The sequence below is a fragment of the Nesterenkonia sp. NBAIMH1 genome, assembly GCF_007922635.1.
Lineage (GTDB): Bacteria > Actinomycetota > Actinomycetes > Actinomycetales > Micrococcaceae > Nesterenkonia > Nesterenkonia pannonica.
Map to the genome: position 1 here is coordinate 648,927 of NZ_CP042335.1, position 23,938 is coordinate 672,864.

General features: G+C 69.7%; 26 protein-coding genes. 11 read left to right on the forward strand and 15 right to left on the reverse strand.

What is annotated here, in order from left to right:
* Nucleotides 1-123: 123 nt before the first annotated feature.
* From FS388_RS03015 to mtrA, 10 genes are all read right to left on the reverse strand, one after another.
* The gene (locus tag FS388_RS03015) at nucleotides 124-402 is read right to left on the reverse strand and encodes a YlxR family protein (RefSeq protein WP_146339561.1); all 279 of its coding nucleotides are present in this window, start codon (nucleotides 400-402) and stop codon (nucleotides 124-126) included.
* A gap of 25 nt (nucleotides 403-427) precedes the next feature.
* Nucleotides 428-1,399, reverse strand: a complete 972-nt coding sequence (gene nusA, locus FS388_RS03020) for a transcription termination factor NusA (RefSeq protein WP_146339563.1) — start codon at nucleotides 1,397-1,399, stop codon at nucleotides 428-430.
* Nucleotides 1,400-1,450: 51 nt separating this feature from the next.
* On the reverse strand, nucleotides 1,451-2,002 hold the full coding sequence (gene rimP / locus FS388_RS03025) for a ribosome maturation factor RimP (RefSeq protein ID WP_168198574.1): 552 nt from the start codon (nucleotides 2,000-2,002) through the stop codon (nucleotides 1,451-1,453).
* Between the two features lie 45 nt (nucleotides 2,003-2,047).
* Complete coding sequence (locus FS388_RS03030) at nucleotides 2,048-3,916, reverse strand: proline--tRNA ligase (RefSeq protein ID WP_146339567.1); 1,869 nt, start codon at nucleotides 3,914-3,916, stop codon at nucleotides 2,048-2,050.
* Nucleotides 3,917-4,031: 115 nt separating this feature from the next.
* Nucleotides 4,032-4,772, reverse strand: coding sequence for a ribosome hibernation-promoting factor, HPF/YfiA family (gene hpf, locus FS388_RS03035; RefSeq protein WP_146339569.1), 741 nt, complete (start codon nucleotides 4,770-4,772; stop codon nucleotides 4,032-4,034).
* Nucleotides 4,773-4,952: 180 nt separating this feature from the next.
* The gene (locus tag FS388_RS03040) at nucleotides 4,953-5,120 is read right to left on the reverse strand and encodes a phosphoribosyltransferase family protein (RefSeq protein ID WP_146339571.1); all 168 of its coding nucleotides are present in this window, start codon (nucleotides 5,118-5,120) and stop codon (nucleotides 4,953-4,955) included.
* A complete protein-coding gene (locus FS388_RS03045) occupies nucleotides 5,108-5,788 on the reverse strand; it encodes a hypothetical protein (protein ID WP_146339573.1) in 681 nt (226 codons plus the stop codon). The genes FS388_RS03040 and FS388_RS03045 overlap by 13 nt, the downstream gene beginning before the upstream one ends.
* A 79-nt stretch (nucleotides 5,789-5,867) precedes the next feature.
* The gene (locus FS388_RS03050; protein ID WP_146339575.1) at nucleotides 5,868-7,628 is read right to left on the reverse strand and encodes an LpqB family beta-propeller domain-containing protein; all 1,761 of its coding nucleotides are present in this window, start codon (nucleotides 7,626-7,628) and stop codon (nucleotides 5,868-5,870) included.
* The gene (gene mtrB / locus FS388_RS03055) at nucleotides 7,625-9,337 is read right to left on the reverse strand and encodes an MtrAB system histidine kinase MtrB (protein ID WP_146339577.1); all 1,713 of its coding nucleotides are present in this window, start codon (nucleotides 9,335-9,337) and stop codon (nucleotides 7,625-7,627) included. The genes FS388_RS03050 and mtrB overlap by 4 nt, the downstream gene beginning before the upstream one ends.
* A gap of 3 nt (nucleotides 9,338-9,340) precedes the next feature.
* Nucleotides 9,341-10,030: an MtrAB system response regulator MtrA gene (gene mtrA, locus FS388_RS03060; protein ID WP_146339579.1), complete on the reverse strand. Its 690-nt coding sequence runs from the start codon at nucleotides 10,028-10,030 to the stop codon at nucleotides 9,341-9,343.
* Nucleotides 10,031-10,087: 57 nt separating this feature from the next.
* Here mtrA and FS388_RS03065 point away from each other — a divergent pair, with 57 nt between their 5' ends.
* Nucleotides 10,088-10,723, forward strand: a complete 636-nt coding sequence (locus tag FS388_RS03065; protein ID WP_146339581.1) for a hypothetical protein — start codon at nucleotides 10,088-10,090, stop codon at nucleotides 10,721-10,723.
* Nucleotides 10,724-10,927: 204 nt separating this feature from the next.
* Nucleotides 10,928-11,140 carry a hypothetical protein gene (locus FS388_RS03070; RefSeq protein ID WP_146339583.1) on the forward strand — a complete coding sequence of 71 codons (213 nt, stop codon included), beginning with the start codon at nucleotides 10,928-10,930 and terminating at the stop codon, nucleotides 11,138-11,140.
* Nucleotides 11,141-11,195: 55 nt separating this feature from the next.
* On the opposite strand, the gene FS388_RS03075 is transcribed toward FS388_RS03070, so the two are convergent.
* A complete protein-coding gene (locus FS388_RS03075) occupies nucleotides 11,196-11,390 on the reverse strand; it encodes a hypothetical protein (protein ID WP_146339585.1) in 195 nt (64 codons plus the stop codon).
* 251 nt (nucleotides 11,391-11,641) lie between these two features.
* The gene (locus tag FS388_RS03080; protein ID WP_146339587.1) at nucleotides 11,642-12,205 is read right to left on the reverse strand and encodes a hypothetical protein; all 564 of its coding nucleotides are present in this window, start codon (nucleotides 12,203-12,205) and stop codon (nucleotides 11,642-11,644) included.
* 110 nt (nucleotides 12,206-12,315) lie between these two features.
* On the opposite strand from FS388_RS03080, the gene FS388_RS03085 reads away from it, so the two are divergent.
* Genes FS388_RS03085 through FS388_RS03110 form a run of 6 tightly spaced genes read left to right on the forward strand, consistent with a single transcriptional unit; the run spans nucleotide 12,316 to nucleotide 16,952 of the window.
* Nucleotides 12,316-12,591: a hypothetical protein gene (locus FS388_RS03085; protein ID WP_146339589.1), complete on the forward strand. Its 276-nt coding sequence runs from the start codon at nucleotides 12,316-12,318 to the stop codon at nucleotides 12,589-12,591.
* Nucleotides 12,591-12,998: a hypothetical protein gene (locus FS388_RS03090; RefSeq protein ID WP_168198576.1), complete on the forward strand. Its 408-nt coding sequence runs from the start codon at nucleotides 12,591-12,593 to the stop codon at nucleotides 12,996-12,998. The genes FS388_RS03085 and FS388_RS03090 overlap by 1 nt, the downstream gene beginning before the upstream one ends.
* On the forward strand, nucleotides 12,995-14,017 hold the full coding sequence (locus FS388_RS03095; RefSeq protein ID WP_146339593.1) for a MoxR family ATPase: 1,023 nt from the start codon (nucleotides 12,995-12,997) through the stop codon (nucleotides 14,015-14,017). Before FS388_RS03090 ends, FS388_RS03095 begins: the two co-directional genes overlap by 4 nt.
* Nucleotides 14,018-14,030: 13 nt before the next feature.
* Nucleotides 14,031-15,341, forward strand: coding sequence for a DUF58 domain-containing protein (locus tag FS388_RS03100; RefSeq protein ID WP_146339596.1), 1,311 nt, complete (start codon nucleotides 14,031-14,033; stop codon nucleotides 15,339-15,341).
* A 40-nt stretch (nucleotides 15,342-15,381) separates the two neighbouring features.
* A complete protein-coding gene (mnmA, locus tag FS388_RS03105) occupies nucleotides 15,382-16,509 on the forward strand; it encodes a tRNA 2-thiouridine(34) synthase MnmA (RefSeq protein ID WP_146339597.1) in 1,128 nt (375 codons plus the stop codon).
* 23 nt (nucleotides 16,510-16,532) lie between these two features.
* Nucleotides 16,533-16,952, forward strand: coding sequence for a chorismate mutase (locus FS388_RS03110; RefSeq protein ID WP_146339600.1), 420 nt, complete (start codon nucleotides 16,533-16,535; stop codon nucleotides 16,950-16,952).
* A 6-nt stretch (nucleotides 16,953-16,958) separates the two neighbouring features.
* Here the strand turns inward: FS388_RS03110 and FS388_RS03115 are convergent, their stop codons facing one another.
* A complete protein-coding gene (locus tag FS388_RS03115; RefSeq protein ID WP_146339602.1) occupies nucleotides 16,959-18,140 on the reverse strand; it encodes a cysteine desulfurase family protein in 1,182 nt (393 codons plus the stop codon).
* A gap of 89 nt (nucleotides 18,141-18,229) precedes the next feature.
* Between FS388_RS03115 and FS388_RS03120 the strand changes: the two genes are divergently transcribed.
* From FS388_RS03120 to FS388_RS03130, 3 genes are all read left to right on the forward strand, one after another.
* Nucleotides 18,230-19,318, forward strand: coding sequence for a DnaJ domain-containing protein (locus FS388_RS03120; protein WP_146339604.1), 1,089 nt, complete (start codon nucleotides 18,230-18,232; stop codon nucleotides 19,316-19,318).
* Nucleotides 19,319-19,327: 9 nt separating this feature from the next.
* Nucleotides 19,328-19,795: a tRNA (cytidine(34)-2'-O)-methyltransferase gene (locus FS388_RS03125; protein ID WP_246836275.1), complete on the forward strand. Its 468-nt coding sequence runs from the start codon at nucleotides 19,328-19,330 to the stop codon at nucleotides 19,793-19,795.
* Between the two features lie 88 nt (nucleotides 19,796-19,883).
* The gene (locus FS388_RS03130; RefSeq protein WP_146339605.1) at nucleotides 19,884-21,530 is read left to right on the forward strand and encodes an anti-sigma factor domain-containing protein; all 1,647 of its coding nucleotides are present in this window, start codon (nucleotides 19,884-19,886) and stop codon (nucleotides 21,528-21,530) included.
* Here the strand turns inward: FS388_RS03130 and FS388_RS03135 are convergent.
* Nucleotides 21,527-22,294, reverse strand: coding sequence for a PIG-L deacetylase family protein (locus tag FS388_RS03135; RefSeq protein WP_146339606.1), 768 nt, complete (start codon nucleotides 22,292-22,294; stop codon nucleotides 21,527-21,529). The genes FS388_RS03130 and FS388_RS03135 overlap by 4 nt on opposite strands.
* Nucleotides 22,291-23,937 (reverse strand): S1C family serine protease, encoded by a 1,647-nt coding sequence (locus tag FS388_RS03140; protein ID WP_146339607.1) that lies wholly within the window; start codon nucleotides 23,935-23,937, stop codon nucleotides 22,291-22,293. The genes FS388_RS03135 and FS388_RS03140 overlap by 4 nt, the downstream gene beginning before the upstream one ends.
* Between the last annotated feature and the right edge of the window lies 1 nt (nucleotide 23,938).

The following is a 23,938-nucleotide window of genomic DNA, read 5'->3' on the forward strand; positions in this document are numbered from 1 at the left end:
TGTCACAGCGGAGCTGTGGCTCTCAGCGGCTCACCGACATGGGCCGTTGAACGTGCTTAAGATTTCCCGGCAGGGAGGGTGTGGGCGTCATTGGGCGCTCATCCTGCCGCTTTCATCGGGTGTTCATTCCTTCAAACCCGTTCTCTTGTCGGTGGACACGTGTGCTGCGACGGCGTCGTACTCCAGACCTTCAGTGCTCACAGCAGCTCGGAACGCTCTGCTGAAAGCCCTGCGCTTCAACGCGGAGTCGAAGCACTCCCGACTCAGGTGCAGCCATGCCCCGCGGCCGGGCATCCGGCGTGCGGGATCTGGACGCACCTGACCGTCCTGAAGGACGAATCGGACGACGTCATCCTGATCGGAGCGCCGGCGACAGCCGACGCAGGTCCGAACTGGGACCAAACCAGTCTACACCCCGCTCTTTCGGTCAGCGCGCGGCGGCGTCGGAAACGATGTCGATGCGCCACCCGGTGAGCTTGGCCGCCAGGCGCGCATTCTGCCCCTCTTTGCCGATCGCAAGGGAGAGCTGGTACTCCGGCACCACAGCTCGTGCGGAGCGCTGAGCCTCATCCAACACGGTGACAGAGCTCACCTTGGAGGGCGAAAGGGCGTGTGCGATGTAGGACGCCGGCTCGTCGTCGAAGTCGATGATGTCGATCTTCTCGTCGTTGAGCTCGGTCATCACAGCGCGGACCCGGGAGCCCATGGCGCCGATGCAGGCACCCTTGGCGTTGATGCCCGGCTGGGTGGCCCGGACCGCGATCTTGGTGCGGTGGCCTGCCTCACGGGCGATGGACGTGATCTCCACCGTGCCGTCGGCGATCTCCGGCACCTCGTGGGCGAAGAGCTTCTTGACCAGGCCCGGGTGGGAGCGGGAGAGCGTGATGGACGGACCCTTGAAGCCCCGGCGGGCCTCGACCACGTAGGCGCGCAGCCGCGAGCCGTGCGTGTACGTCTCGCCGGGCGCCTGCTCCTGGGGAGGAAGGACCGCCTCAATGCCGCCGATGTCGACCTGCACCATCTCAGGATGGCGTCCCTGCTGGACGATCCCGGAGATCAGCTCACCCTCACGGCCCTTGAACTCGCCGAGCACCTGGTCATCCTCAGCATCGCGGATGCGCTGCATGATGACCTGGCGGGCGGTTGAGGCGGCGATGCGCCCGAAGTTGCTGGGGGTGTCGTCGAACTCCCCCACGATGCTGCCGTCCTCGTCGAGCTCCTTGGCCCAGATCGTGACGTGGCCCGTCTTCTCATCCACCTCAGCGCGGGCACGCTGCATAGCCCCCGGCGACTTCTGATAGGCCAGGAGCAGCGCCTGCTCGATGGCCGGCATCAGCCGCTCCAGGGGAATGTCACGCTCAGCGACGAGCATGCGCAGCGCGCTCATATCGATATCCACTTGTTGCCTCCCAGCCTGCCGCCCGTCCAAACCGCGGCATGCCCAACGTCGTTACTCCTGGTGTGAAAACTCTACCTGTACGCGTGCTCGAGCCACCGAGGACATCGGCACGCGTGTTTCCGGCCCCTGCTTAGGGGTCATGCCCTTCTTGGGGGGCTCGATGATCTCCTGGACCGTGATGCTCTCGTCGTCCACGTCCTTGAGACGGCCGACCATGGGCGACTCGCCCTCCCGCTCGACCTCAATCTTCCGCCCGAGGTTCCGGCGAAAGTGCCGAGGTTCGGTCAGCGGCCGGGACGCGCCCGGGGTCGAGACCTCCAGCTCATAGGCGGCCACCTCGGCCAGCGGCCCAGACTCAGCGTGCTCATCCAGGACCACCTCCATCGCCTGCGAAAGGCTCGCGAGCGTGTCCAGATCGACGCTGTCGGTGCCCGAGAAGTAGTCGACCACCACCTGCAGGTGGCCCGTGGCCCCCGGCTTCAGCCGAAGCTCCTCCAGGTAGAGGCCGTGCGCCTCCACGGTGGGTTCGATCAGCCCGGCGAGCCGCTCGGCCCGCTCGTCGGGGAAGCGGCGATCATCTCCAGCGCGCGGTGGTACAGCCATGCCGCCCATTCTGCCAGGGATATGCGCCGCCGCCGTCCAGCGGGCTCAGCGCTGGGACGCGACGCGCTCCGCGATCCGCGTGGCCGCCTCATCCGACGGCAGCTCTGTGACGTCACCGGTGCGGCGGTCCTTCAGCTCGACCGTGCCGTCCTTGAGGCCGCGTCCGACCACCACGATGTTGGGCACGCCGAGAAGCTCAGCGTCGCCGAACTTCACGCCCGGGGAGACCTTGGGCCGGTCGTCGTAGATCACGTCCACGCCGGCCGCCTCCAGCTGGCGCGCCAGCTGATCCGCATACTCGAAGATCTCCTCGCCCTTGCCGGTGGCCACCAGGTGGACCTGTGCAGGGGCCACCGCCAACGGCCAGATCAGGCCCTTGTCATCATGGTTGGACTCCGCCAGCGCAGCCAGCGCACGGGTGACGCCGAAGCCGTAGGAGCCCATCGTCACCGTCTGAAGCTTGCCGTCAGCGTTGAGCAGCTGCAGGCCCAGCGCCTCCGCGTACCGGCGGCCCAGCATGAAGATGTGGCCCATCTCGATGCCGCGACGGGTCTCCAGCGGGCCGGACCCGTCCGGTGCGGGGTCGCCGTCGCGCACCACCACCGACTCGATCGTGCCGTCCCAGCCGAAGTCGCGGCCGGCGACCAGCCCGAAGACATGCTGATCCTGCTCGTTCGCCCCGGTGATCCACCGGGTTCCGGAGACGACCCGCGGATCCACCAGGTAGGGGATGCCCGTCGCCGACTCGGTGGGAAGCGACGCTCCCAGGTGAGGCGCGCCCGTGGAGATCCCAGGGCCGATGTAGCCGCGCACCAGACGAGGATGCGCCTTGAGGTCGGCCTCGTTCGCCGCCTCCAGCTGGACCTCCCCCTCCACTCCGAGCTTGGGGCCGATGGTCGCCTCGGCGCGCTTGAGGTCCACCTCGCGGTCGCCCGGAACGCCGATGACGGCCAGAAGCCGCTGGCCCTCCGGAGTCGTCACCGAGACCACCACGTTCTTCAGCGTGTCCGCGGCGGTCCACGCGCGGTCCTCCCTGGGGTGATCAGCATTGGCCGCAGCCACCAGCGTCTCGATGGTGTCCGTGCCCGGCGTATGGTGCACCTGCGCCGCCGGGGCGTCGCCGTACTCGATCGGCTCGGGCGCAGGCGTCGTCACGGCCTCCACATTGGCCCGGTACCCGCCGGCCGACTCCACGAAGGTGTCCTCGCCGACAGGACTCGGATGCAGGAACTCCTCCGAGGCGGCCCCTCCCATAGCGCCGGACTGCGCGCTCACCGGCACCGCCGGCAGGCCCAGCCGCTCAAAGATGCGCACATACGCAGCGCGGTGAGCGTCATACGCCGCCTGCTGGTCCTCCTCCGTGAGGCAGAAGCTGTAGGAATCCTTCATGATGAACTCCCTGCCCCGCAGCAGGCCCGCACGAGGACGTGCCTCATCCCGGTACTTCGTCTGGATCTGGTACAGGTTCAGCGGCAGGTCCTTGTAGCTGCCGGCGATGTCCTTGACCAGCTGGGTGAACACCTCCTCATGCGTCGGCGCCAGCAGGTGGTTCGGCACCCGCACGGTCTGCGTCTCCCCGTCCTGGTCGGTGTACTCGACCTGCTCCGCCTTGCGGTCCGGCACGCGGAAGATGCCGTCGCCGTACTCCTCCCAGCGGCCTGTGGCCTCATACGGCTCCTTGGGCAGCAGGGCGGGGAAGTGCACCTCCTGGGCCCCGATGGCGTGCATCTCCTCGCGGATGATCTGCTCGATTCTGCGCAGCACGCTCAGGCCCAGCGGCAGCCAGGTGTAGATGCCCGCACCCGCGCGGCGGATGTAGCCGGCGCGGACCAGCAGCTGGTGGCTGGCCACCTCAGCCTCTGAGGGGGCCTCGCGCAGCGTGCGCAGGAACAGGTGGGACAGGCGAACGGTCACGGAGAACCTCTTCAGACGGTGGCGGCAGAAATCTGTGGGGAGTCTACCCGCGCGCAGAGGCGGGGCCCCGCCATCAGGGACCCCGCCTCTGCGCTGCCTGCAGTCGGATCCAGGATCAGGCTGCTGACCTCAGGCTCTGCAGCGTGGCACCGTTCTCCGGCCTGTAGGGCCGCTCCTCCTCGTCGCCTCCCTCGGCGGAGGCGTCCAAGGAGATGACGCCGTAGGTCCAGCCGCGGCGGCGATAGACAGCCGAGGGCTGGCCGGTCTCCACGTCGAGGTAGAGGTAGAAGTCGTGGCCGAGCAGCTCCATCGCGTCGACCGCCGCATCCACGCTCATCGGCTCCGCCGAGAACACCTTGCGCCGGATGCGGATGGGCTCATCGGCGTCCTCCTCAGCCGGCGGGGCGTCATCGGCCCGCTCAGCATCGGTGACCTGCTCATAGATCGGACGATCCGGATCCACCGGCGTCAGGCCGGCGAGTGCGGCTCCGAGGCCCGGAGGCGTGTGGCTGCCGCCGTTGGCCCGCCCGCTTCCATTGCCATGAGCCTTGGACTTCTTCTTGTCGCGCGCTCTGCGGAGACGCTCGCAGAGCTTGTCCCACGCCGTCTCGAAAGCGGCGAACTTGTCAGCCGCCTGAGCCTCGGAACGGATGATGGGGCCTCGTCCGATGACGGTGAGCTCCACCACCATGGTGGTCTCCGCGCTTCGGTGCCCGGTCTGGGAGGAAAGCTTGACCTCCATCCGCTGCCCCTTATCGGCCAGGGAGGCGGCTTTGTCGCTCTTCATCTCGACATGGTCTCTGAAGTCCTGCGGAACACTGATGCCTCGTCCGGTGTAGGTCACCTGCAGGGTCATTTCCGGTCCTCCTCGCTTTCGCGCGTGTCGCGCACTGACGGGACCTTGAGGTGCTTTCGAGGCCACCGCCGGTGCGATGGGTCTCGTCTAAGTGATACCCATACTTGACCCTATGCCCGAGCAGACCTCGGTGTGAAGAGCATTCCCAACATTCCTCGTGGGCGCCGAGAATGACGGGCCTCACCGTGCCGCTGCGGCCAGCACCACGCCCCCTCGCACCTGCGCTCCTGCGGCGCTGAGCGCCATGCTCAGCCGCTTCAGCGTGGACCCAGTGGTGAGCACATCATCGGCCAGAAGGACGGTCGACCCCGGCAGCACCCGGCGTCCCTCTGCCGTCAGCCGCGGCACGGGGCGCTGCTGCGTCGGCCGGCTGCGCTGCGGCCCTTCTGCCCAGCGCCCGGCCGCAGCGAGGCCGCCTCATCCGTCGGCCCCCAGCGCACCAGCCCGAAGGCCGGCGTGACAGCTGGCGGCAGATCAGCCGCGACGAGCAGCTCATGCAGAGGAGAGCGCCCGCGGCGGAGCCGAGAGGCCAGGGTTCCCGGAGGGGTCACCAGCAGCGCCGACTCATGCGGGGCCAGCAGTGAGGCCGCAGCCAGGCGCGCTGCCCGTCCCAATGCCGGCGCCAGAGCTTCCCGCAGCCTGACCCGCTCGTGGTCCTTGAAGGCCACCACGGCCTGCGAGACCACCCTGCTGTACGCCGCTGCGCTGAGCACAGGCAGCACGAACAGCCCGTCCGCACCAGCCCCCGGATGAGCATCAGGCAACCCCTCCAGTCCGGCTCCGGCAGGACAGGGGAGCGCGCGGGCGCCCTCCTGCGCCCAGAACGGCGCCCTGAGCATCAGCCGCAGATCCTCTGCGCACTCCTCGCACAGCACGCAGGCAGGGGCCCAGCAGCCGCCGCACTGCTGCGGCATGATCAGGTCTGATGCCGCCGCGCAGGCGCCGCGCGCCGCGATCCCCGCCGACGAGAACCACAGGGCGTCCAGGGTGGCGCCGAACCCATGGCCTACCGACATGGGACCAGCGTCCCCGGGCCGGACCGTGCGACGCACCCCCTGTGGAAGAGGCAGCCCGGCCTGCGGGGAGGCCGGGAGGTCAGCCGGGGTAGGCGAAGTCGCGGATCTCCACGTCGTCGTTGGGCTCCCACTGCTCGCCGAGCTCGTTGAGGAACGGGTTGATGCTGCCCTCGACGTAGATTCTCTGGCCTCCACCGGAGCCTTCACCGGCGGCCACATTCTGCAGGCCGGCCACGCCGTTCTCCAGCACCTCCTGCTCGCCGGTCAGCCAGACGCGCTCAATCTCTCCGACATCCGTGGGCGGATCGTCCGACTCCGGATCCCCCGGGACCGGGTCCCACACCAGAAGGCTGTCATTGGTCGCCCAGCGCACCTCGCTGATGTCCAGGGTGGGCTCCAGCACACGGCCCGGGCCGATGCTTCGCGGAGTGCCGGCGGAGTTGCGGCCGATCGCTGCCACGTACAGCGTCCGCACCCCGCCGTCGTCGACGACCAGCGCCACCCGGGTGCCGTCCTGGGCCACGCGCAGCGAGGTCACCGTCCGGCCCTCCAGCCAGTCGGCAGAGACCGACTGAGGAGCCGACTCCCCATCGCCGTTGTGCTCAGCAACCTGCACCGATGCCTCGTCGTCCTCGTTGTCCACCGTCCAGGTCCAGCCGTAGTTGTCCATCGAGGGGCGTGTCAGATCCTCACCCTCCACCGCAGCGGTGGGCTCATCGTCCCCCAGCCGCACGTGATAGAGCGTCTCGGCATCGCCGTCGAGGAACCCGAAGACCTCGCCCTCCTCATCGCGCGGGTGCGCCGGCGCCTGCGGAGAGTATGCGCTGAGATCCGGAAGCTCGGACAGCTCCAAGGTGGTGGTCCCCTCCTGCAGAGCAATCTCGTCGCCCACGATGCCCACCATCGTGGAGGTCGTGTACGGCGTCTGCTCGATCTCGGGGCGCTGCTCCGCCGGCACCTCAGCCTCATCAGGGATCGCCACCTCGGCAGCCCCCGTGCTGATCTCCACACTGGAGACGGTGTTCAGCTGGGTGAGCGCCATCTCCAGCTGCGACTGCATCAGAAGCAGCTCAAACTGGCTCGCACCCCCCACAGCCGACGGGTCCAGCCCCACCGTCGCCACCTGGCTGTCACGGTTCACAGACACCGTGGGCGGCGTGGCGTCGTCCGGAGCGCCCAGCGCAGAGACCACGGCGCCGCTGAGCCACTCAGCCGGGCCCTGCTGCAGGCGGCCCGCGATCTGGGCAGGCATGCCCGGGCGGTTCAGGAACCAGCGCGTGTCCGGGACCGCGAACCGATGCTGCGGGTCGAAGAAGTACATGGTCACATCGGTGAAGATGGCCCGGAACTGCGCGTCATCGAGGATCGTCATGTCAGGCGGGGAGGCAATCCGCCACTCACCCTCGACCTCCTCCATCTCCAAGGAGAAGGACTCCGCGCTGCGCGGGTGGCTCATCGTTCCGACCGCATCCACCGATGAGTCCACCGGCACCTGCAGCGTGAACGCCGAGTCACCATCAGGTATCAGCTCCGGCTCATCGGAATAGACCCGGGTCCCCTGGTCGGGAACCCACTCCTGGGACGCCTCCGGGGTCAGGTACTGCCGCGCCACGGCATAGTCGTCCTGAGGCCCCGCCCCCGCCTGGAGGAACCCCTCGACGATCTCCTCGGGCGAGGCCCCCTCTGCGGGAGGCTCCGGGTTGATGTTCACGCTGAACTCCGGCAGCGGCGCCGCCTCCGAGGTGCTCACCGGGCCCTCCGTGGGAACCGCGGGGGCGCAGGCAGTGCCCGTCAGCAGCGCCGCGGCAGCCGCCAGGGCCGCCCAGGTCCGAGACCTCATCGCACTCCTCCCTCATCATCGTCCTCAGCCGCACCGGGCTCAGGGGCGTCCTCGGCCCGAGCCGCCGCGCTGAGCGGCTGGTCATTCAACGCCTGCTCATGGACCCTCTCGTGAGCCGCCGCCGCGCTGATGAGGTCCCGATCCTCGACACTCTGCCGCTCATGGGTGGCGTAGCTCGGCGGCAGGGCCAGCGGCGCAGCCCGGTAGGGAGCCTCCTGCGAGCGCGGAAGGACCAGCCGGAAGCAGGACCCCTGCCCCTTCTGGCCCCACGCATCCAGCGAACCGGAGTGCAGCCGTGTGTCCTCCGTCGCGATGGCCAGGCCGAGCCCGGACCCTCCCGTGGTGCGGGCCCGCGCAGGATCAGCCCGCCAGAACCGGTCGAACACCCGGGAGACCTCCTCGGAGGTCATGCCCACGCCATAGTCACGGACCGCCACACCCACCGCCGTCGGCGACGCAGCGATCACAATGTCCACCGGCCTGCCCTCAGAGTGCTCGATGGCATTGTTGATGAGGTTCCGCAGAATCCGGTCGATCCGGCGGTGGTCCACCTCAGCGCGGAAGTCCTCGCCCTGCACCACCAGATACACCGGAGTCTCGGACTGGTCCGCCAGGGGCTTCGCCGTGAGAAGGACCTCCTTGGTCAGGCCCAGCAGGTCCACCTCGTTCAGGGACAGCTCCGCGGCCCCTGCGTCGAACCTCGACATCTCCAGCAGGTCCGCCAGCAGGCCCTCGAAGCGCTCCACCTGATGGTGCAGCAGCTCCGAGGTCCGCTGCGTCATGGGATCGAAGTCCTCGCGCGACTCATGAAGCATGCTCGCAGCCATGCCGATCGTGGTCAGCGGGGTGCGCAGCTCATGCGAGACGTCGGAGACGAACCGCTGCTGCATCTTCGACAGGTTCGCCAGCTGGACGATCTGATCCTGCAGGTTCGACGCCATCCGGTTGAACGACTGGCCCAGCCGGGCGATCTCATCCTCGCCCACCACGGCCAGACGCTGATCCAGCTGGCCGTCCGCGATCCGCTCCGACACCTCCGCAGCCTGGGAGACCGGCCGCACCACGGTCCGGGCCAGCCACAGGGCGATCGCAATGTTCAGCACCAGCAGGATCCCCACACCGATCATCAGGATCCGGAAGACGAAGTCGATGTTCTCCTGCACCGAGGAGAAGTCGTAGATGAAGAAGGTCCCGTACGTGCTTCCCTGAGGAAGCGACGTGATCCGCAGCCCGAAGATCACACCGGGAACCGTGTCGCCGTTCTCGTTGACGTAGCTGATCGACTGCCAGTACTGCTCCTGACCGCCCAGGACCGCATCCCGCATCTCGTCCGTGATGACCTCGTCAGGCTCCACCCCACCCGTGGCCCGCGGCTGCACAGCCAGGTTCTCCGCATCCTCCAACGGCACCAGCATCGTCTCCCGGGGCAGGCTCGTCGCCCCCGAGATGTCGCTGAAGGTGCTGGTCACATAGTCATTGACCGCAGTGGTCTCCGTGGAGGGCAGAGTGTCCAGACTGCTGCGCACATAGCCCAAGCCGCTCGTCGCCTCGGTCTCCACCTGCTCGAAGCGCTCCTGAAAGAACCCGTCCGTCACCTGCGAAATGAGGAACGAGGCCACCAGCCCCGTGCCCAGCAGCGTGAACAGGCCGGTCAGCAGCACCGCACGAAGGCGAAGCGACCGGGTCCACAGGCGGTGCAGGTTCAGCACCCGCTAGGACGCCTTCGCCTTATAGCCGACGCCGCGAACCGTCTGAATGATCTCCGGGCTCTCCGGGTCGCGCTCGATCTTGGAGCGCAGCCGCTGCACGTGCACGTTGACCAGACGAGTGTCCGCCTGGTGCCTGTAGCCCCAGACCTCCTCCAGCAGCTGCTCGCGGGCCCACACCTGAGACGGCTTCTTCGCCATCGTCGTCAGCAGATCGAACTCCAGCGGCGTCAGGGAGATGCGCTCATCGCCCCGGCGCACCTCATGGCCGGCGACGTCGATGCTCAGATCCCCCACGGTCAGCAGGGTGTCCGCGTCAGCCTTCGGCGCCAAGTCCGAGGGGCGCAGACGCGCCCGGACCCGGGCCACCAGCTCAGCAGGCTTGAAGGGCTTGGGCACATAGTCGTCAGCGCCCGCCTCCAGGCCGCGGACCACATCAGCAGTGTCGGACTTCGCGGTCAGCATGATGACCGGCGTATCAGCCTCATCCCTGATCTCCCGGCACACCTCGATGCCGTTCTTGCCCGGAAGCATCAGATCCAGGAGCACCAGATCAGGATCACTGGCCCGGAACGCCTCCAATGCCGCATCGCCGGTCTCGCAGAACGTCGGATCGAACCCATCATTGCGCAGAACGATGCCGATCATCTCGGCAAGCGCCTCATCGTCGTCGACCACCAGAATCTTTGCTTTCATGGAGCCCTCAGCAACCTTCCTCGCATCGTATCGACGCCCAGGATATATGGTGGTCACATGGTGGGCGCGCGCATGGAGACCGGCCGGGGCTCCCTCAGCGCACTCCCGCCCCAGGAGGCCGGGACGAGCAGCGTCTACCCGCTGCGGCCGCTCAACCTCAACGAGATCTTCGCCGCGGCCCTCGCCATCATCCGCCACTCCCCCAAGGCCGCGCTCGGCATCCCCTTCGTCGCGGGGACCATCACCCTGCTGCTGACCCTGCTGACCTACGCCGTCGCGCCCTCCTCCATGAACCGGATCCTGGCCGATCCGCTCGCCTACGAGGACCAGGAGATGGCCCTGTCACTCATGGGGGAAGCGTCCTTCCTGGCCGTCACCGCCCTCACGGGCTTCGTCTCCTCCCTCCTGTGGGTCGCCGCGGCCACGCTGCTGATCATTCCCGCACTGCGCTCAGGGCTGGGGCTGAAGACCAGCTTCGGCCAGGCGCTCCGGCACCCCCCGGCCGTCTGGGGCTGGCTGAGCCTCCACCTGCTCATGCTGACCGTCCTCCTGTTCGTGGGACTGATGGTCGGAGCCTTCGTCGCGCTCTTCATCATCATCATCACGCTGTTCATCGGGGCGGTGGTCGTCGTGCCCGTGAGCCTCCTGGCGCTGGCATGGATCACCACCGCGCTGCTGCATGCACCCTGGTGATCATCACCGAGCGACGCACCGCCTTCTCCGCCGTCGCCCGCTCATTCCAGCTCAACCGCGGACTCTGGTGGAGGAATATGGGGGCGGTCTCCTGCTGCTCGTCATGGTGCTGATCATCATCAGCATCGCAGCAGTGCCCCTGGGCATAGCCTCCGGCGTCGCATCAGCCGCAGACCAGGGGCAGGCCCCGATGAGGGCGCCGCCGTGTGGATGATGATCGGCCTGCACGTCTTCGAAGCCGCCCTCAACGCCGTCGGCGTGGCGCTCATGGGCGCCGGCGTCGCGATGATCCACATCAGCAGCCGCATCCGGCAGGAAGCCCTCGACGTGCGGCTCAGCCGCACCGTCCGGCAGATGCAGGCCGACGGAGACGAACCATCGCCTGCGGCGCTCGCACAGACATGGAGGGCACCATGACCCCGGCGGCCTCCCACACCCCGACGAGGCGCGCGAACTGCTGCGCAGCGAACTCTCAGAGGCCCAATACCAGCGCGAGCTCTCCGGGCCTCTCCGCGAAGCGTTCGACGACTTCCTGCGATGGCTCGACGCGCGATTCGCCGACGCCACCGGCCTCGACGTGCCCTTCGGGCCGCTGCTGCTGCTGGTGCTGGCTGCGGCGGCCGTCATCACCGTGGTGCTGCTGATCCGCCCCGCCTGGAGCGAGCACCCTCGGCCGAGCCGCAGGTCGACATCGACCCGACGGCGAGCGCAGCGCAGCTGCGGAGCCGGGCTGAGGAGCACGCCCACCGCGGCGAGCATGCCGAAGCCTTCCGCGACACCTACCGCGCGATGGCCCGCTCCGCGGAGGAGCGCGCACTCGTCACCGCGCAGGCAGGCCGCACCGCCACCGAGATTGCGCGGCCCTGGACGCCCGGTTCGGCTCCCGCGCGGGCCGTCTGCAGCAGGCCGCCGAGGACTTCAGCCGCTCCCTCTACGGGGCGGGACGCTGAGTCGGGAGCAGTACGAGGCCCTCCGGCAGCTCGACGAGGAGCTCGCAGCCGCCGAGCCCGCCGCGGCTGCCTCCGGCCCGAGGCTGGTGGCGCCGCAGTGACAGCACCCGCTCCCACCGCCGTGGGCCTGGGCTCCGCGGCGCGGCGCACCCTCGCCCGCGGACAGTTCTGGATCATCCTTCTGGTCCTCGGCGCGCTCACCGCCGCGGCGATGCAGCTCATGGACCAGGGCGAGGCCCGCCCCTACGCGCTGGGCAGCACCGAGCTCGACGGCTACGGAGCCTTCGCGGCCGTCATGGAGGACGAGGGCATCACCGTGCATGCCGCCTCCTCCGGCACTGAGGCCCGCGAGCTGATGGGGCAGCTGCCCGACGCCGGCGTCGTCACCATGCTCCCTCCCAACCTCGGACGAGGCCCCGAGGGGCAGCTGAGCGAGGAGCTGCTCAGCCAGGTCTCCGACGGTCAGCGGCAGGCGCTCTGGATCCTCGGCGACTCGTGGGCCGCCGAGCATGTGCCTGAGGAGCTGCCCCAAGGTGCGCTGCCCCTCGAGACCGGCCCGGCCGGCACCGCCCCCGAGATCCCCGCCGGATCCGAATGCCAGATCGACGCGGCCCAGTCGTCCGAGAGCATCCAGTCCCCGGAGTGGTCATCCCGGGCGACGAGGGGTGCTTCCCCGTGGACCCCGAGGGCCACCTGCTGGCAGACACCCCTGAAGGACTGGTCCTCGGCGCCCCCGACGCCTTCGCGAACCGGCAGATCGAGCGCGCCGGAAACGCGGCCCTGGCCCTCAGCCTCGCCCAGGACCTCTCCGGCGAGGACGACCAGCTCATCTGGTACACCCCTCCGCGGACGACAGCCCCGCCGGGAGGAGGACTGGCTGACCCCGGTCAGCTCCTCGACGATGGATGCTGCCGCTGATGGGGTGGCTGGTGCTCGCGGCCCTGATCGGAATCCTCGCCGCCGGCCGTCGCTACGGGCCCGTCGTCGCCGAGCCCATGCCGGCCAACGTGCCCGCCGGGGAGCTCACCGAAGGCCGTGCCCGGCTGTATCAGCGCGCCCACGCGCACAGCCGTGCCGCCGATGCCCTGCGGCAGGGAACGCTGCGTCGGCTCGGACGCACCCTGCGGCTCGGCACCCATCCCGAACCCCACGCAGCGGCCCGCGCCGCCGCGCACCGCACAGGACGCGACCCGCAGGAGCTGACCGCGCTGCTGGAGCATCCCCGCGTGGACAGCAGCACCGACCTGGTGACCTATGCTCAGGCACTTCAGACGCTCGAGCAGCAGACCACCACCGTGAACACCCCGACGGAGGAGAACAGATGAGTGATGAGGCCCGGCAGAAGCTGGCCGCCGTGCGCGAGGAAGTGGCCAAGGCCGTCGTCGGCCAGGATGCCGCCGTCACCTCGGTGACCATCGCACTGCTGGTGCGCGGCCACGTGCTGCTCCAGGGGGTGCCCGGTGTGGCCAAGACGCTGCTGGTGCGCGCTGTCTCGGCCGCCCTGAGCCTGGACTCCAAGCGGATGCAGTTCACCCCGGACCTGATGCCCTCCGACATCACCGGGTCCCTGGTCTACGACGCAGAAGGCGGAGACTTCTCCTTCCGCAAGGGGCCGCTTTTCACGAACCTGCTGCTCGCCGACGAGGTCAACCGCACCCCGCCCAAGACCCAGGCCGCGCTCCTGGAGGCCATGGAGGAGCGGCAGGTCTCCGTCGACGGCGTCAGCCGAGCCCTCCCCGACCCCTTCCTGGTGGCCGCCACGCAGAACCCGCTCGAGTACGAAGGCACATACCCGCTTCCCGAGGCGCAGCTGGACCGGTTCCTGCTGAAGGTCCACCTGGAGATGCCCGCCCGCGACGAAGAGATCGAGGTGCTGCGCCGCCATGCCGCCGGGTTCCGCCCCTCAGACCTCGCCGCCGCAGGCGTGCGGCCCGTGGCCGGGGTCGAGGATGTGCTCGCCGCCCGTGAGGCAGTCGCCCAGGTCGCCACATCCCCGGAGGTCTCGGCCTACATCGTCGACATCGCCCGGGCCACCCGCGACGCCCCCAGCTTCCAGCTCGGCGCCTCCCCCCGCGGAGCCACCGCCCTGCTGAACGCATCCAAGGCCTGGGCCTGGCTCTCCGGACGGGACTACGTCACCCCGGACGACGTCAAAGCCCTGGCCCTGCCTGCGCTGCGCCACCGGGTCATGCTCTCCGCCGAGGCGCACATGGACGGGGTCTCCTCCGACGACGTGCTCCACGGCGTGCTGGCATCGGTCCCGGTGCCCGGCGTCCACAGCCCGGAGGGCCGGACCCCCAGCCCACAGCCCGCATACGCCCCAGCCCCTCAGCGGCAGCACTGAGTCCGCGCCCGCGATGCTCCTGACTCGGCGTGCGCTGTGGGCCGCCCTGGCCCTCGCCCTCCCCGTCGTCCTCCTTCCCGGGGCCTTCTGGTGGTGGGTGGGGCTGCTGGCCGCCCTGACCGCAGCAGATGTGCTCCTCTGCGCCTCGCCCCGGCGCATCACGGTGACACGTGAGCCGGTGCGCCCCATCCGCCTCGACGAGCACGCCGAGGCCGTCACCGTGCTGCACAACGCCGGGCGGCGGCGCCTGCGCGGATACGCCCGAGACGGCTGGCAGCCCAGCGCCCGCGCCCAGCAGCCGCTTCACCCCGTGAGCATCGACCCCGGCGAGGCCCTGCAGATCCGGACCCGCCTCACACCCGTGCGCCGCGGGCACCTGCGCAGCGAGCACATCGCCGTGCGCAGCCTCGGGCCCCTGGGGATCGCCGGACGCCAAGTCACCCACCGGGTGCCCCAAACCCTGAGGATCCTGCCCCCGTTCCGGTCCCGGAAGCACCTGCCGTCGGCCCTGCGCCGCATCCGTGAGCTCGACGGAAGCTCCGCCGCCAGGAGCCTTGGCGCCGGCACCGAGTTCGACTCCCTGCGCGACTACGTCCGCGGCGACGACGTGCGCTCCATCGACTGGCGGGCCACCGCACGCCGCCGCGCCGGAGGAGCCGACCGGGGCGAGCACCTGGTGGTGCGCACCTGGCGGCCCGAACGCGAACGCCGGGTGATCCTCTGCCTGGACGCCTCCCGGACCTCCGCGGTGCGGATCGGCGACGAACCCCGCATCGAGACATCCATCGAGGCCGCCATGCTGCTGGGCACGCTCGCCGTCTCCGCAGGCGACCGCACGGACCTGACCGCCTTCCACCGCGAGCAGGTCGCACGGGCCTCCTCCGCCGCAGCGGGCTCCTTCAGCCATCACATGGCCGAGCAGCTCGCCTCCGTCCAGCCCGCCCTCGTCGAAGCCGACTTCTCCCAGCTGCCCGCCCGGGTGGCCGAGGTCAGCACCCGGCACGCGCTGGTCGTGGTGCTCACCGCACTGGACGCCGGTGCGGTGCTGGAGGGGCTGCTGCCCGTCCTTCCGACCCTGGCCTCCCAGCACACCGTCGTCGTCGCCTCCCCCCAGGACCCGGAGCTCCAGGCGCGGCTCGATGCCCGGCAGAGCGTCTCCGACGTCTACTCCGCCGCCGCAGCAGAGCGGCAGCTCTACGAGTCCGCCGCAGTCCGCGACGAGCTGACCGCTGTGGGGGCCGAAGTCGTCGAAGCTCCTCCCCGGCAGCTGCCCGCCGCACTGGCCGACACCTACATCCGCCTGAAGGCCGAGGGCAGGCTCTAGCTTCGGAATATCCGGATGAGCGCCTACGCTGGATACCGCGATGAAGGTACTAGCAGCAATGTCCGGCGGCGTGGACTCAGCCGTCGCCGCAGCCCGCGCCGTCGACGCCGGCCACGAGGTGGTCGGCGTGCACCTGGCCCTGTCCCGCATGCCCGGGACCCTGCGCACCGGCTCCAGAGGCTGCTGCACCATCGAAGACTCCTCCGACGCCTGGCGCGCCTGCGAGAAGCTCGGCATCCCCTTCTACGTGTGGGACTTCTCCGAACGGTTCAAAGCAGATGTGGTCGACGACTTCATCGCCGAGTACGCCGCCGGCCGGACCCCCAACCCGTGCATGCGCTGCAACGAGAAGATCAAATTCGAAGCGCTGCTGGACAAGGCGATCGCTCTGGGCTTCGACGCGGTCGCCACCGGCCACTACGCCCACATCATCGAGCAGCAGGACGGCACGCGCGAGCTGCACCGCGCCGCCACCTGGACCAAGGACCAGTCGTACGTGCTGGGCGTGCTCAACGAGAAGCAGCTCGCCCACTGCTACTTCCCCCTCGGCGACACCCCCTCCAAGGATCTGGTGCGGGCCGAAGCCGCCGAGCGCGGCCTCTCCGTGGCGAAGAAGCCCGACTCCCACGACATCTGCTTCATCCCCGACGGAGACACCCGCGGGTGGCTGGCCGAGCAGATCGACCTGCAGCAGGGCCCCATCGTCGACCCCGAGGGCGAGCAGCTCGGCGAGCACGACGGCGCGCAGGCGTTCACCGTGGGACAGCGCCGCGGCATGAAGCTGGGACGGCCCGCCCCGGACGGCAAGCCCCGGTTCGTGCTGGAGATCCGCCCCAAGGAGAACACCGTCGTCGCCGGGCCCCAGGAGCTGCTGGAGGTGGACTTCATCACCGGCATCCGGCTCTCATGGGCCGGCCGGCCCGTCGAGGAGGCCGCCGCGGGCACCCCGTTCGACATCGAGCTGCAGATCCGCGCCCACGCCGACCCTGTGCCCGCCCGGGCGCGCGTGCAGCATGACGACGACGGCTCCCCCCGCCTGCACGTGGAGCTGATCGATTCCCTCAAGGGCGTCGCCCCAGGCCAGACCGCTGTGATGTACCAGGGAACACGGGTGCTGGGCCAGGCCACCATCGACACCGCCCGCAGCCGCCACTACCAGCCTGCCTAGCCGGATTTCGCTAGGGTGTGAGGATGAGCACCCAGCAGCCCTCCTACGACCGGGCCGGCGAAGCCGGGAAATACGTCGACCCAGAGATTCTGCAGGAGCTGCTGTCCATGCGCTCCTCCATCGACAACATCGACGCGGCGCTCATCCACATGCTCGCCGAACGGTTCAAGGCGACTCAGCGCGTCGGGCGGCTCAAGGCGCGGCACAAGCTCCCGCCCTCAGACCCCCAGCGGGAGAAGAACCAGATCGCCCGCCTCAAGCAGCTGGCGGCCAATGCGGAGCTCGACCCGGACTTCGCCGAAAAGTTCCTGAACTTCATCATCGAAGAGGTCATCCGGCACCACCAGGCGCTCTCCGCCACCGAGAGCGACGGACACCCCCCGAACCGGCCCGCGGCTCCGCAGGACCCGGACGCGCCCTTCGACTGGGCCACCGAAAGCTGAGCTCCCTCAGCCGGCTGCCATCCCGGCGGTGCGCGCCTGCCTGATGATGCCCGGAAGCGCCTGCCTCAGCGCCTCCACATCCTCCTCGGCAGTGGTCCAGCCCAACGTCAGACGCTGGGCGCCCCGGGCCTCCTCCTCGCTGAGGCCCATCGCCAGCAGCACGTGAGAGGGCCGCGGCACCCCGGCCGTGCAGGCCGAGCCCGTGGCCGTGTCGAAGCCGGCCATGTCCAGCATGAACAGCAGCGAATCCCCCTCCGCCCCGTCGACCGTGAAATGAAGATTGTTCGGCAGCCGCTTCTGCGGGTGGGTGCGCGGATCCGGGCCCCGCAGCCTGACCCCCTCCTCCTGCTCCACCGCCTCCAGAAGCCGGTTGCGCAGGCCGGCCAGGCGAGACGACTCCGCCTCCAGAGAGGCCACCGCCTCCTCGGCCACCGCAGCGAAGGCCGCCAGCCCCGGCACATCCAGGGTGCCTGAGCGGATGTCGCGCTCCTGGCCGCCTCCGTGCTGAACAGGCATCAGCTTCACGTCTCGGCGCACCAGCAGCGCCCCGATGCCCACGGGCGCGCCGATCTTATGCCCGCTGATGGCCATCGTGGAGGCCCCGGACTCGGCGAAGCTCACCGGGATCGACCCGAAAGTCTGCACGGCGTCAGTGTGGAAGGGGACCCCAGCGGCGGCGCACAGCTGACCGATCCTGCCGATCGGCTGCACCGCGCCCATCTCGTTGTTGGCCCACATGGCCGTCAGCAGGGCGATGCTCTCCGGAGCCTCGGCGAGCATCGCCTCGAGCGCGGCCAGATCCACCACACCTTCGGCGTCGACCGGAATGATGACCAGCTCGGCCTCCTCGTGGGCCTCCAGCCATTCGGCGGCCTCGAGAACCGCGTGGTGCTCCAGCGCAGGCAGCAGGATGCGGCGGCGGCGCCCGTCCTCATGCCGGCGCTGCCAGTACAGCCCCTTGACGGCGAGATTGTCCGCCTCGGTGCCTCCGGATGTGATGATCACCTCACTGGGGTCAGCCCCGGCGGCGGCCGCCAGGCGAGCCCTGGAGGAGTCCGCAGCCAGCCTCGCCCGGCGCCCCGAGCCGTGCAGCGAGGAGGGGTTCGCCAAGCCGCTGTGCTCAGTGATCGCCTGCACTGCAGAGGGTTTCAGAGGAGTGGTGGCGGCATGGTCGAAATAGCGGGGCATCACCCTCGATTCTACGCCCGGCCGAGGCCCCGGATCCGGGGTGTCACAGGGATCGGGGGGTTAAGGCATGGAGTTATGCTGAACGTCTGATGAACGAGCCAGATCACTACACCGTGCTGGGGGTTGAGCCCGGTGATGATTTCAAGACCCTGCGCGCTGCCTATCGCCGCCGCCTGCGTCAGACGCACCCGGATGCCGGAGGAACGGCCGAAGCATTCCATGAGGTGCAGCTGGCATGGGAGGTGCTCGGCGATGAGGACGCCCGCGCCGACTACGACGCTGACATGTACGGCCCGGCGCCGGAGCGCGAGCCTGCTCCGAGACCGGCGGCCGAACGCGACCGCAGCGCTGCCCACTACGAGCCTGCCGCGGAGGCGGACCAGGGGCTGTACACGCCCCAGTCGTTCTCCAGCCGCGGCTCCGCCGCCAACACCGGCTCCTCGGAGCCTGCCGGGCAGGACCGTGCCCGACGCGGGGGCACAGACGTCGCCGACCTGGCGGTGGAGTACTTCCCGTCCCTGAAGGAGCCCCAGCCGCTGCCGCTGCAGCTCACCAGTCAGCGCATGCACGGAACCTTCAAGCGCTCCGGCCTCTTCGGCGGCGGCGCCGCCAAGCGCGGCAGCCGCGTGGCGGCCCTGCTGGAGGCCCACGTCTTCCCGCGGGTTCCTGCGGCCCGGCTGTTCAACGACGTGTACGAGGCCGCAGTGCAGGTGGACCGCCGCGGGCGCGCCAAGCCCACCAGCAGCGACCGTGTGCCGCACGTCCTCATCTGCGGCCACCGGCTGGTGGTCGTCGAGGCGCTGGAGATCGGCGGTGAGGCCGCAGCCTGGGACGGCGGCCAGCTGCATGCCCACGGCCGCAGCCACAGCGTGCCCAACCTTCAGGCTGAGGCGAGGAGGCTCCGCGGGGCAGTCCAGGAGGCCATGCGAGCCACTGCCTCCAGCGTGCCCACGCTGCGCGTGGACTACCAGGTGATCCTCCTCTCCCCCAGCGACGACCTCTTCAAGCCTCTGGTCCAGACCGTCGGCGGCGCATCCGACCTCGACGCTCCCGTGCCGGCGGCGCGCGCGTTCCGGCAGATCACCGATCTGCTGACAGACCAGGAGCAGCCCAACCTGGTGGATCGTCACCTCATGGCGGCCCTGAGGCGGCAGCTGGTCCAGCCGGACGAGATCTAGGGGCACCCAGTGCGCCTGAACGTCATCCTCGACCAGCCCGAGATCCCCGGCAACACCGGCAGCCTCATCCGGCTGGCGGCCGCCGTGGGCTTCGAGCTGCACATCGCTGGGCCCACCCTCTTCGAGTTCACCGACACCCGGCTGAAGCGGGCGGGGCTGGACTATCACGACCTTGCCGTCATGACCGAGCATCAGAGCCTCGACGCCGCCTACGCAGCCCTGAGGCCGCGCAGAGTCTTCGCGTTCACCGGGGAGGCTGCCGCCCACCACACCGACATCGAGTACCAGGACGGTGACGCGCTGCTCTTCGGCCGCGAGTCCACCGGTCTCGACGAGCACGTCAAGCACGACCCCAGGGTCACCGAACTCGTCCGGATCCCCATGCGCCCGGGGATCCGGAGCCTGAACCTTGCGAATTCGGCGAGCGTCGTCGTCTATGAGGCGTGGCGCCAGCACGGATTCGACGGTGCGGTGTGACCGGCAGCATCCCGCTCCGGGACTATCATCTGCGGGCCTGCGGGGCGTCGCGCCGGGCCTGCGCGGACTGGCTCACTAGACTCGCACCATGAGCACCCCGAACGGAACGGACGAGCCCGACCAGGACCCGCAGCAGGAGGTGACGCCTGAGGGCGAGCACCTGGAGGACGCGGCACCCGGTCACAGCGAGTACGGCGCTGAGCTGGGCACGACTGACACTGACGATGAGACGGCCGCACCGGCTGAGGACCCCACCCTGGCGGAGCTGCTGACCGGCACTGCCCGGGGCGACCAGGCCGCATTCTCCCTCTTCTACGAGTCCACCTCAGACGTGGTCTACGGGCTTGCCCTGCTGATGCACGCGGAAGCAGACGGTGCCGCGGCCTCAGCACAGGCGGTCTACCAGCACCTCTGGGACCAGGCCGAGGCGCGCGCCCAGGACCTCAGGCTCCAGACGAAGGCCTCCCAGACGCTCACCGACGAGTACGCGGGCTTCGAGCCTGAGATCAGCACCGGTGAGGCCGGGCAGGAGGCGCACTGGCGTCCCAACGAGTACGAACTGGTGCTCGAGTGGCTGGTGCCTTTGGCCCACCGGATCATCGCCGAACGCTTCCGGGAGGGCCTGGCCGAGCCGCTGCCGCTCGTCCCCGTCCCCCAATCCGAGGGAGGCGGCGTCGCCGGACTGCCCGAGGAGGTGCTCGAGGACCTCCTGCCGCTCTCGGACTCCCAGGTTCAGTCTCTGGCGCTGACGTACCTGGCCGGGCGGAGCCATCAGATGGTCGCCCAGGAGGTGGGCGCAGCCGTCCCGTCGGTGAAGTCCCGGCTCCGCGACGCCATGACGCGCCTGCACAGCGCCCGCCTCGAAGGTGAGCAGCGGGGGCACGAGGGCGAGGGCGACCCGATCCTCCGAGCCGCCGTCACCGCAGATGACATCGCCCGCGGCACAGCCGTGAACCGCAACTTCACCAATGAGGTCAGCGCTGACCTGGACAAGGGCCTGCTGACCGAGCTGGCCGAGGCCTACGCCCTGGACGCAGTGGACGATGCGGAGCGGGCGCTGCTGGACGAAGCCGCCCTGACGGCCGAAGCCTCCACCGCGCAGCGGTGGGACACCCGTGTCCTGGCCACCCGCAGAACCCTCGCCGAGATCTTCGCCTCCCACCCCGTCGCACCGCCGTCGGGCCTTCTCGACGCCGTGCTGGGATCGGTCGCCCACAAAGAGGTCGGCATGGGCATGGTGGAGACCGCCGGCTTCGACGCCGAAGAGACCGAGCGCCAGGTGCCCAAGGCCAAGCGGTGGATGCTCATCGCCGCCTTCGTCGGGGTGGTGCTGGTCGGCCTGCTGGTGTGGCTCATCATCACCGCAGCCAGTGACACCCGCAGTGCGGTGGAAGCCGATGAGGACGCGTACACCATCGAGCAGGAGATGAACGACGGCGGCGAGGTGCGCGCCGTGCTCTCCGAGCAGGAGGACGTCGGGTTCATCGAGTTCGAGGACGTCCCCGAGCTGGACGGCGAGGCCACCTACCAGGTGTGGCTGCTGCCCGTGGGCGAGTCGCCCATCTCATCCCTCGGCAACTTCACCGCCGACGAGCTGGAGTCCGACGGCATCGACGTCAGCGGCCTGGCCCAGCACCGGATGCTGCAGATCACCGTCGAGCAGGTGCGCAACGAGGAGACCCCCCAGGGCGACACAGTCACCGAAGTGTCCCTGCAGGTGCCCGAGGAGGGCTAGAAGCCCGAGATCGTCTCCGGGGAGTTCACCACCACGTGGTGGAACTCCTCGGCGAAGCCTCCGCCCCCGTGGATGCGGCTCATCTGGTCAGAGACGAACCCGACCATCCGCTCCGCGTCGCGATGCTGCGTGAAGTGACGGCTCAGCGCCTCAATCTTGCGCTCCTGCAGCCCGGTCACATCCACTCGCAGGTTCACCCGATCAGCCGGGGCGCCCATGAGGAGCAGGTGCTTGATCTTGAACGCCTCCAGGCCCTGCTGGGCGAGCTCCGGGTAGGCGAAGGGGTTCTCCACCGCCGGGTAGGCGGCCCGCACCACAGCCTCGCCGCAGGCCAGGTGGTCCGGATGCGAGGCCTGCAGCCTGTCCCAATTCCGTTCGGGGTGGAAGGAGAGCACCGCGTCGGGACGGTAGGTCCGCATCAGGCGGACCACCTCCCCGATCAGCGCCTCGTCGGGCTGGACGAAGCCGTCCCGGCCGTCCAGGAGGACGACCTCCCGGATGCCCAGCACCTCGGCTGCCGCCTGCTGCTCCGCCAGACGCACACGCGCGGTCTCCTCCGCGCTGCGTGCGGCGTCGAAGCCCCCGGCGTCGCCGGCGGTGAGCAGCACCAGCGTGACCTCCGCTCCCCGGTCCGCCAGAGCGGCGAGAGTCGCCGATGCGCCGAAGTCGACATCGTCAGGATGGGCGCCGAAGGCCAGAGCACGGCCGATGCCGAGGCCCTCGATGAGCTCCTCGGGAGTCAGCAGGTCCCCGCCGGACCTCATTCCATCTCTGCCAGCGTCGCCTCGGCCTGCTGCTCCTCGCCGTCGCGCAGCACCGTCAGTGTGATGGTCTCCCCGGCGCGGAACTCCCGGATCGTCGCCGACAGCGCCAGCTGCCCGTCGATCCTTCGGTCCTCCACCTCGGTGACGACATCCCCGGCCTGCAGGCCGGCCTCATCCGCGGGTGAGCCCTCCAGCACCTCAGTCACCAGGGCGCCGGCGGTGAAGGCATCGCCGCCGATGGGAGCAGCGCTGCCCTCATTGAGGATCTCTTCGTTGATCTGCGGGTCGTGCGAGGCGTCCGTGCCCATCAGGCCGATCTGCCCATGGGAGGCGCTGCCCTGCTCGATGAGGTCCTCAGCGACCCGCTGGGCGTAGTCGACCGGGATGGCGAAGCCCACCCCGATGCTGCCTCCGGCCTCTCCCAGCATGCCGCCGGAGGACGCGATCGCCACGTTGACGCCGATGACCCGTCCTTCCGAGTCCACCAGCGCACCGCCGGAGTTGCCCTGGTTGATGGCCGCGTCAGTCTGGATGACGTTCAGGAAGATGGAGCCGCCCGGGCTGGGCGCAGGCTGGCCCTCCTCCTCGTCACCCTCGCTGTCCGGGAAGAAGAACTCGAAGCCCTCACCGTCGCCCTCGCCCTCAGGGGCGTCTGCGCCCGGGTCCTCGACCTCCGAGGAGGCCACCGTGATGGTGCGGTCCAGCGTGGAGACGATGCCGTCGGTCACCGTGCCCGAAAGCCCCAGAGGCGCTCCGATGGCGATGGCTCGATCGCCCACATTCAGCTCGCTTGAGCTGCCCAGCTCGGCAGGCGTGAGATCCAGCTCTTCGGCACCCTGCAGCTGCACGACCGCGAGATCCGACACCGGGTCGGTGCCGACGATCTCAGCATCCACCGACGAGCCGTCGAAGAGCTGCACCTGGATGAGCGGGTCGGCGCTGGCTCCGCCCAGCGTCACCACGTGCGTGTTCGTCAGAACATGTCCCTGGTCGTCGAGAACGATGCCGGAGCCGGAACCGGCGGCGCCCTCGTCGGCGACCGCCAGCGTCACCACCGACGGAGACGCCTCGGAGGCAGCCGCCGTGACGATCGTGGCGTCATCAGGGCTGTTCACCTCAATGGCCGAATCGCCGGCCTGCTCCTCCACGGATCCCTCTCCGTCCGCCTGGGGCGAACGGTCGGCGAGCGCGGCGATGCCTGCCACCAGCGCGCCGCCGATCAGAGCGGCGATCAGGGTGCAGGCCAGCAGGGCAAAGAGCCCCACGCTGCGCTTCTCCTTCCGGACGGCCGACTGAGGATGATGCGGCTGTCCGGCCGGTGCGCCCGCATAGGGCTCATCGGATCCGTAGGCAGGCCCCTGCGTGCCGGGTCCAGCAGGCTGCGGAGGCATCTGCGCGGTGTGCTGGTGCCCCGCTCCGCCCTCCGCAGGCGTGGGCTCTGAGGGGTCGAAGCGCTGCTCGTGCTCATGCTGGGCGGCGTGGGCGTAGCCGCCGCTGGGAGCGCCCCAGCCCGGGGTGGGCTGCGCCGGCTCGGACGCCCCGGGCGGGGGCGGCTCGCTGGGCGCAGGGCCAGTGGGATTCGACTCGGCGGCCTCGTCCTCGGGGCGGTCGCTGCCGGGCTGGCCGTGGGGGTCCTGGGTCATG

Excerpts from the sequence above, each read along its gene's own strand:
- rimP (WP_168198574.1), bottom strand. The coding sequence starts at position 2,002 with ATGGCTGTACCACCGCGCGCTGGAGATGATCGCCGCTTCCCCGACGAG.
- hpf (WP_146339569.1), bottom strand. The coding sequence starts at position 4,772 with ATGACCCTGCAGGTGACCTACACCGGACGAGGCATCAGTGTTCCGCAG.
- FS388_RS03045 (WP_146339573.1), bottom strand. The coding sequence starts at position 5,788 with ATGTCGGTAGGCCATGGGTTCGGCGCCACCCTGGACGCCCTGTGGTTC.
- FS388_RS03050 (WP_146339575.1), bottom strand. The coding sequence starts at position 7,628 with ATGAGGTCTCGGACCTGGGCGGCCCTGGCGGCTGCCGCGGCGCTGCTG.
- mtrA (WP_146339579.1), bottom strand. The coding sequence starts at position 10,030 with ATGAAAGCAAAGATTCTGGTGGTCGACGACGATGAGGCGCTTGCCGAG.
- FS388_RS03065 (WP_146339581.1), top strand. The coding sequence starts at position 10,088 with ATGGTGGGCGCGCGCATGGAGACCGGCCGGGGCTCCCTCAGCGCACTC.
- FS388_RS03090 (WP_168198576.1), top strand. The coding sequence starts at position 12,591 with ATGGGGTGGCTGGTGCTCGCGGCCCTGATCGGAATCCTCGCCGCCGGC.
- FS388_RS03095 (WP_146339593.1), top strand. The coding sequence starts at position 12,995 with ATGAGTGATGAGGCCCGGCAGAAGCTGGCCGCCGTGCGCGAGGAAGTG.
- FS388_RS03100 (WP_146339596.1), top strand. The coding sequence starts at position 14,031 with ATGCTCCTGACTCGGCGTGCGCTGTGGGCCGCCCTGGCCCTCGCCCTC.
- mnmA (WP_146339597.1), top strand. The coding sequence starts at position 15,382 with ATGAAGGTACTAGCAGCAATGTCCGGCGGCGTGGACTCAGCCGTCGCC.
- FS388_RS03110 (WP_146339600.1), top strand. The coding sequence starts at position 16,533 with ATGAGCACCCAGCAGCCCTCCTACGACCGGGCCGGCGAAGCCGGGAAA.
- FS388_RS03115 (WP_146339602.1), bottom strand. The coding sequence starts at position 18,140 with ATGCCCCGCTATTTCGACCATGCCGCCACCACTCCTCTGAAACCCTCT.
- FS388_RS03120 (WP_146339604.1), top strand. The coding sequence starts at position 18,230 with ATGAACGAGCCAGATCACTACACCGTGCTGGGGGTTGAGCCCGGTGAT.
- FS388_RS03130 (WP_146339605.1), top strand. The coding sequence starts at position 19,884 with ATGAGCACCCCGAACGGAACGGACGAGCCCGACCAGGACCCGCAGCAG.
- FS388_RS03135 (WP_146339606.1), bottom strand. The coding sequence starts at position 22,294 with ATGAGGTCCGGCGGGGACCTGCTGACTCCCGAGGAGCTCATCGAGGGC.
- FS388_RS03140 (WP_146339607.1), bottom strand. The coding sequence starts at position 23,937 with ATGACCCAGGACCCCCACGGCCAGCCCGGCAGCGACCGCCCCGAGGAC.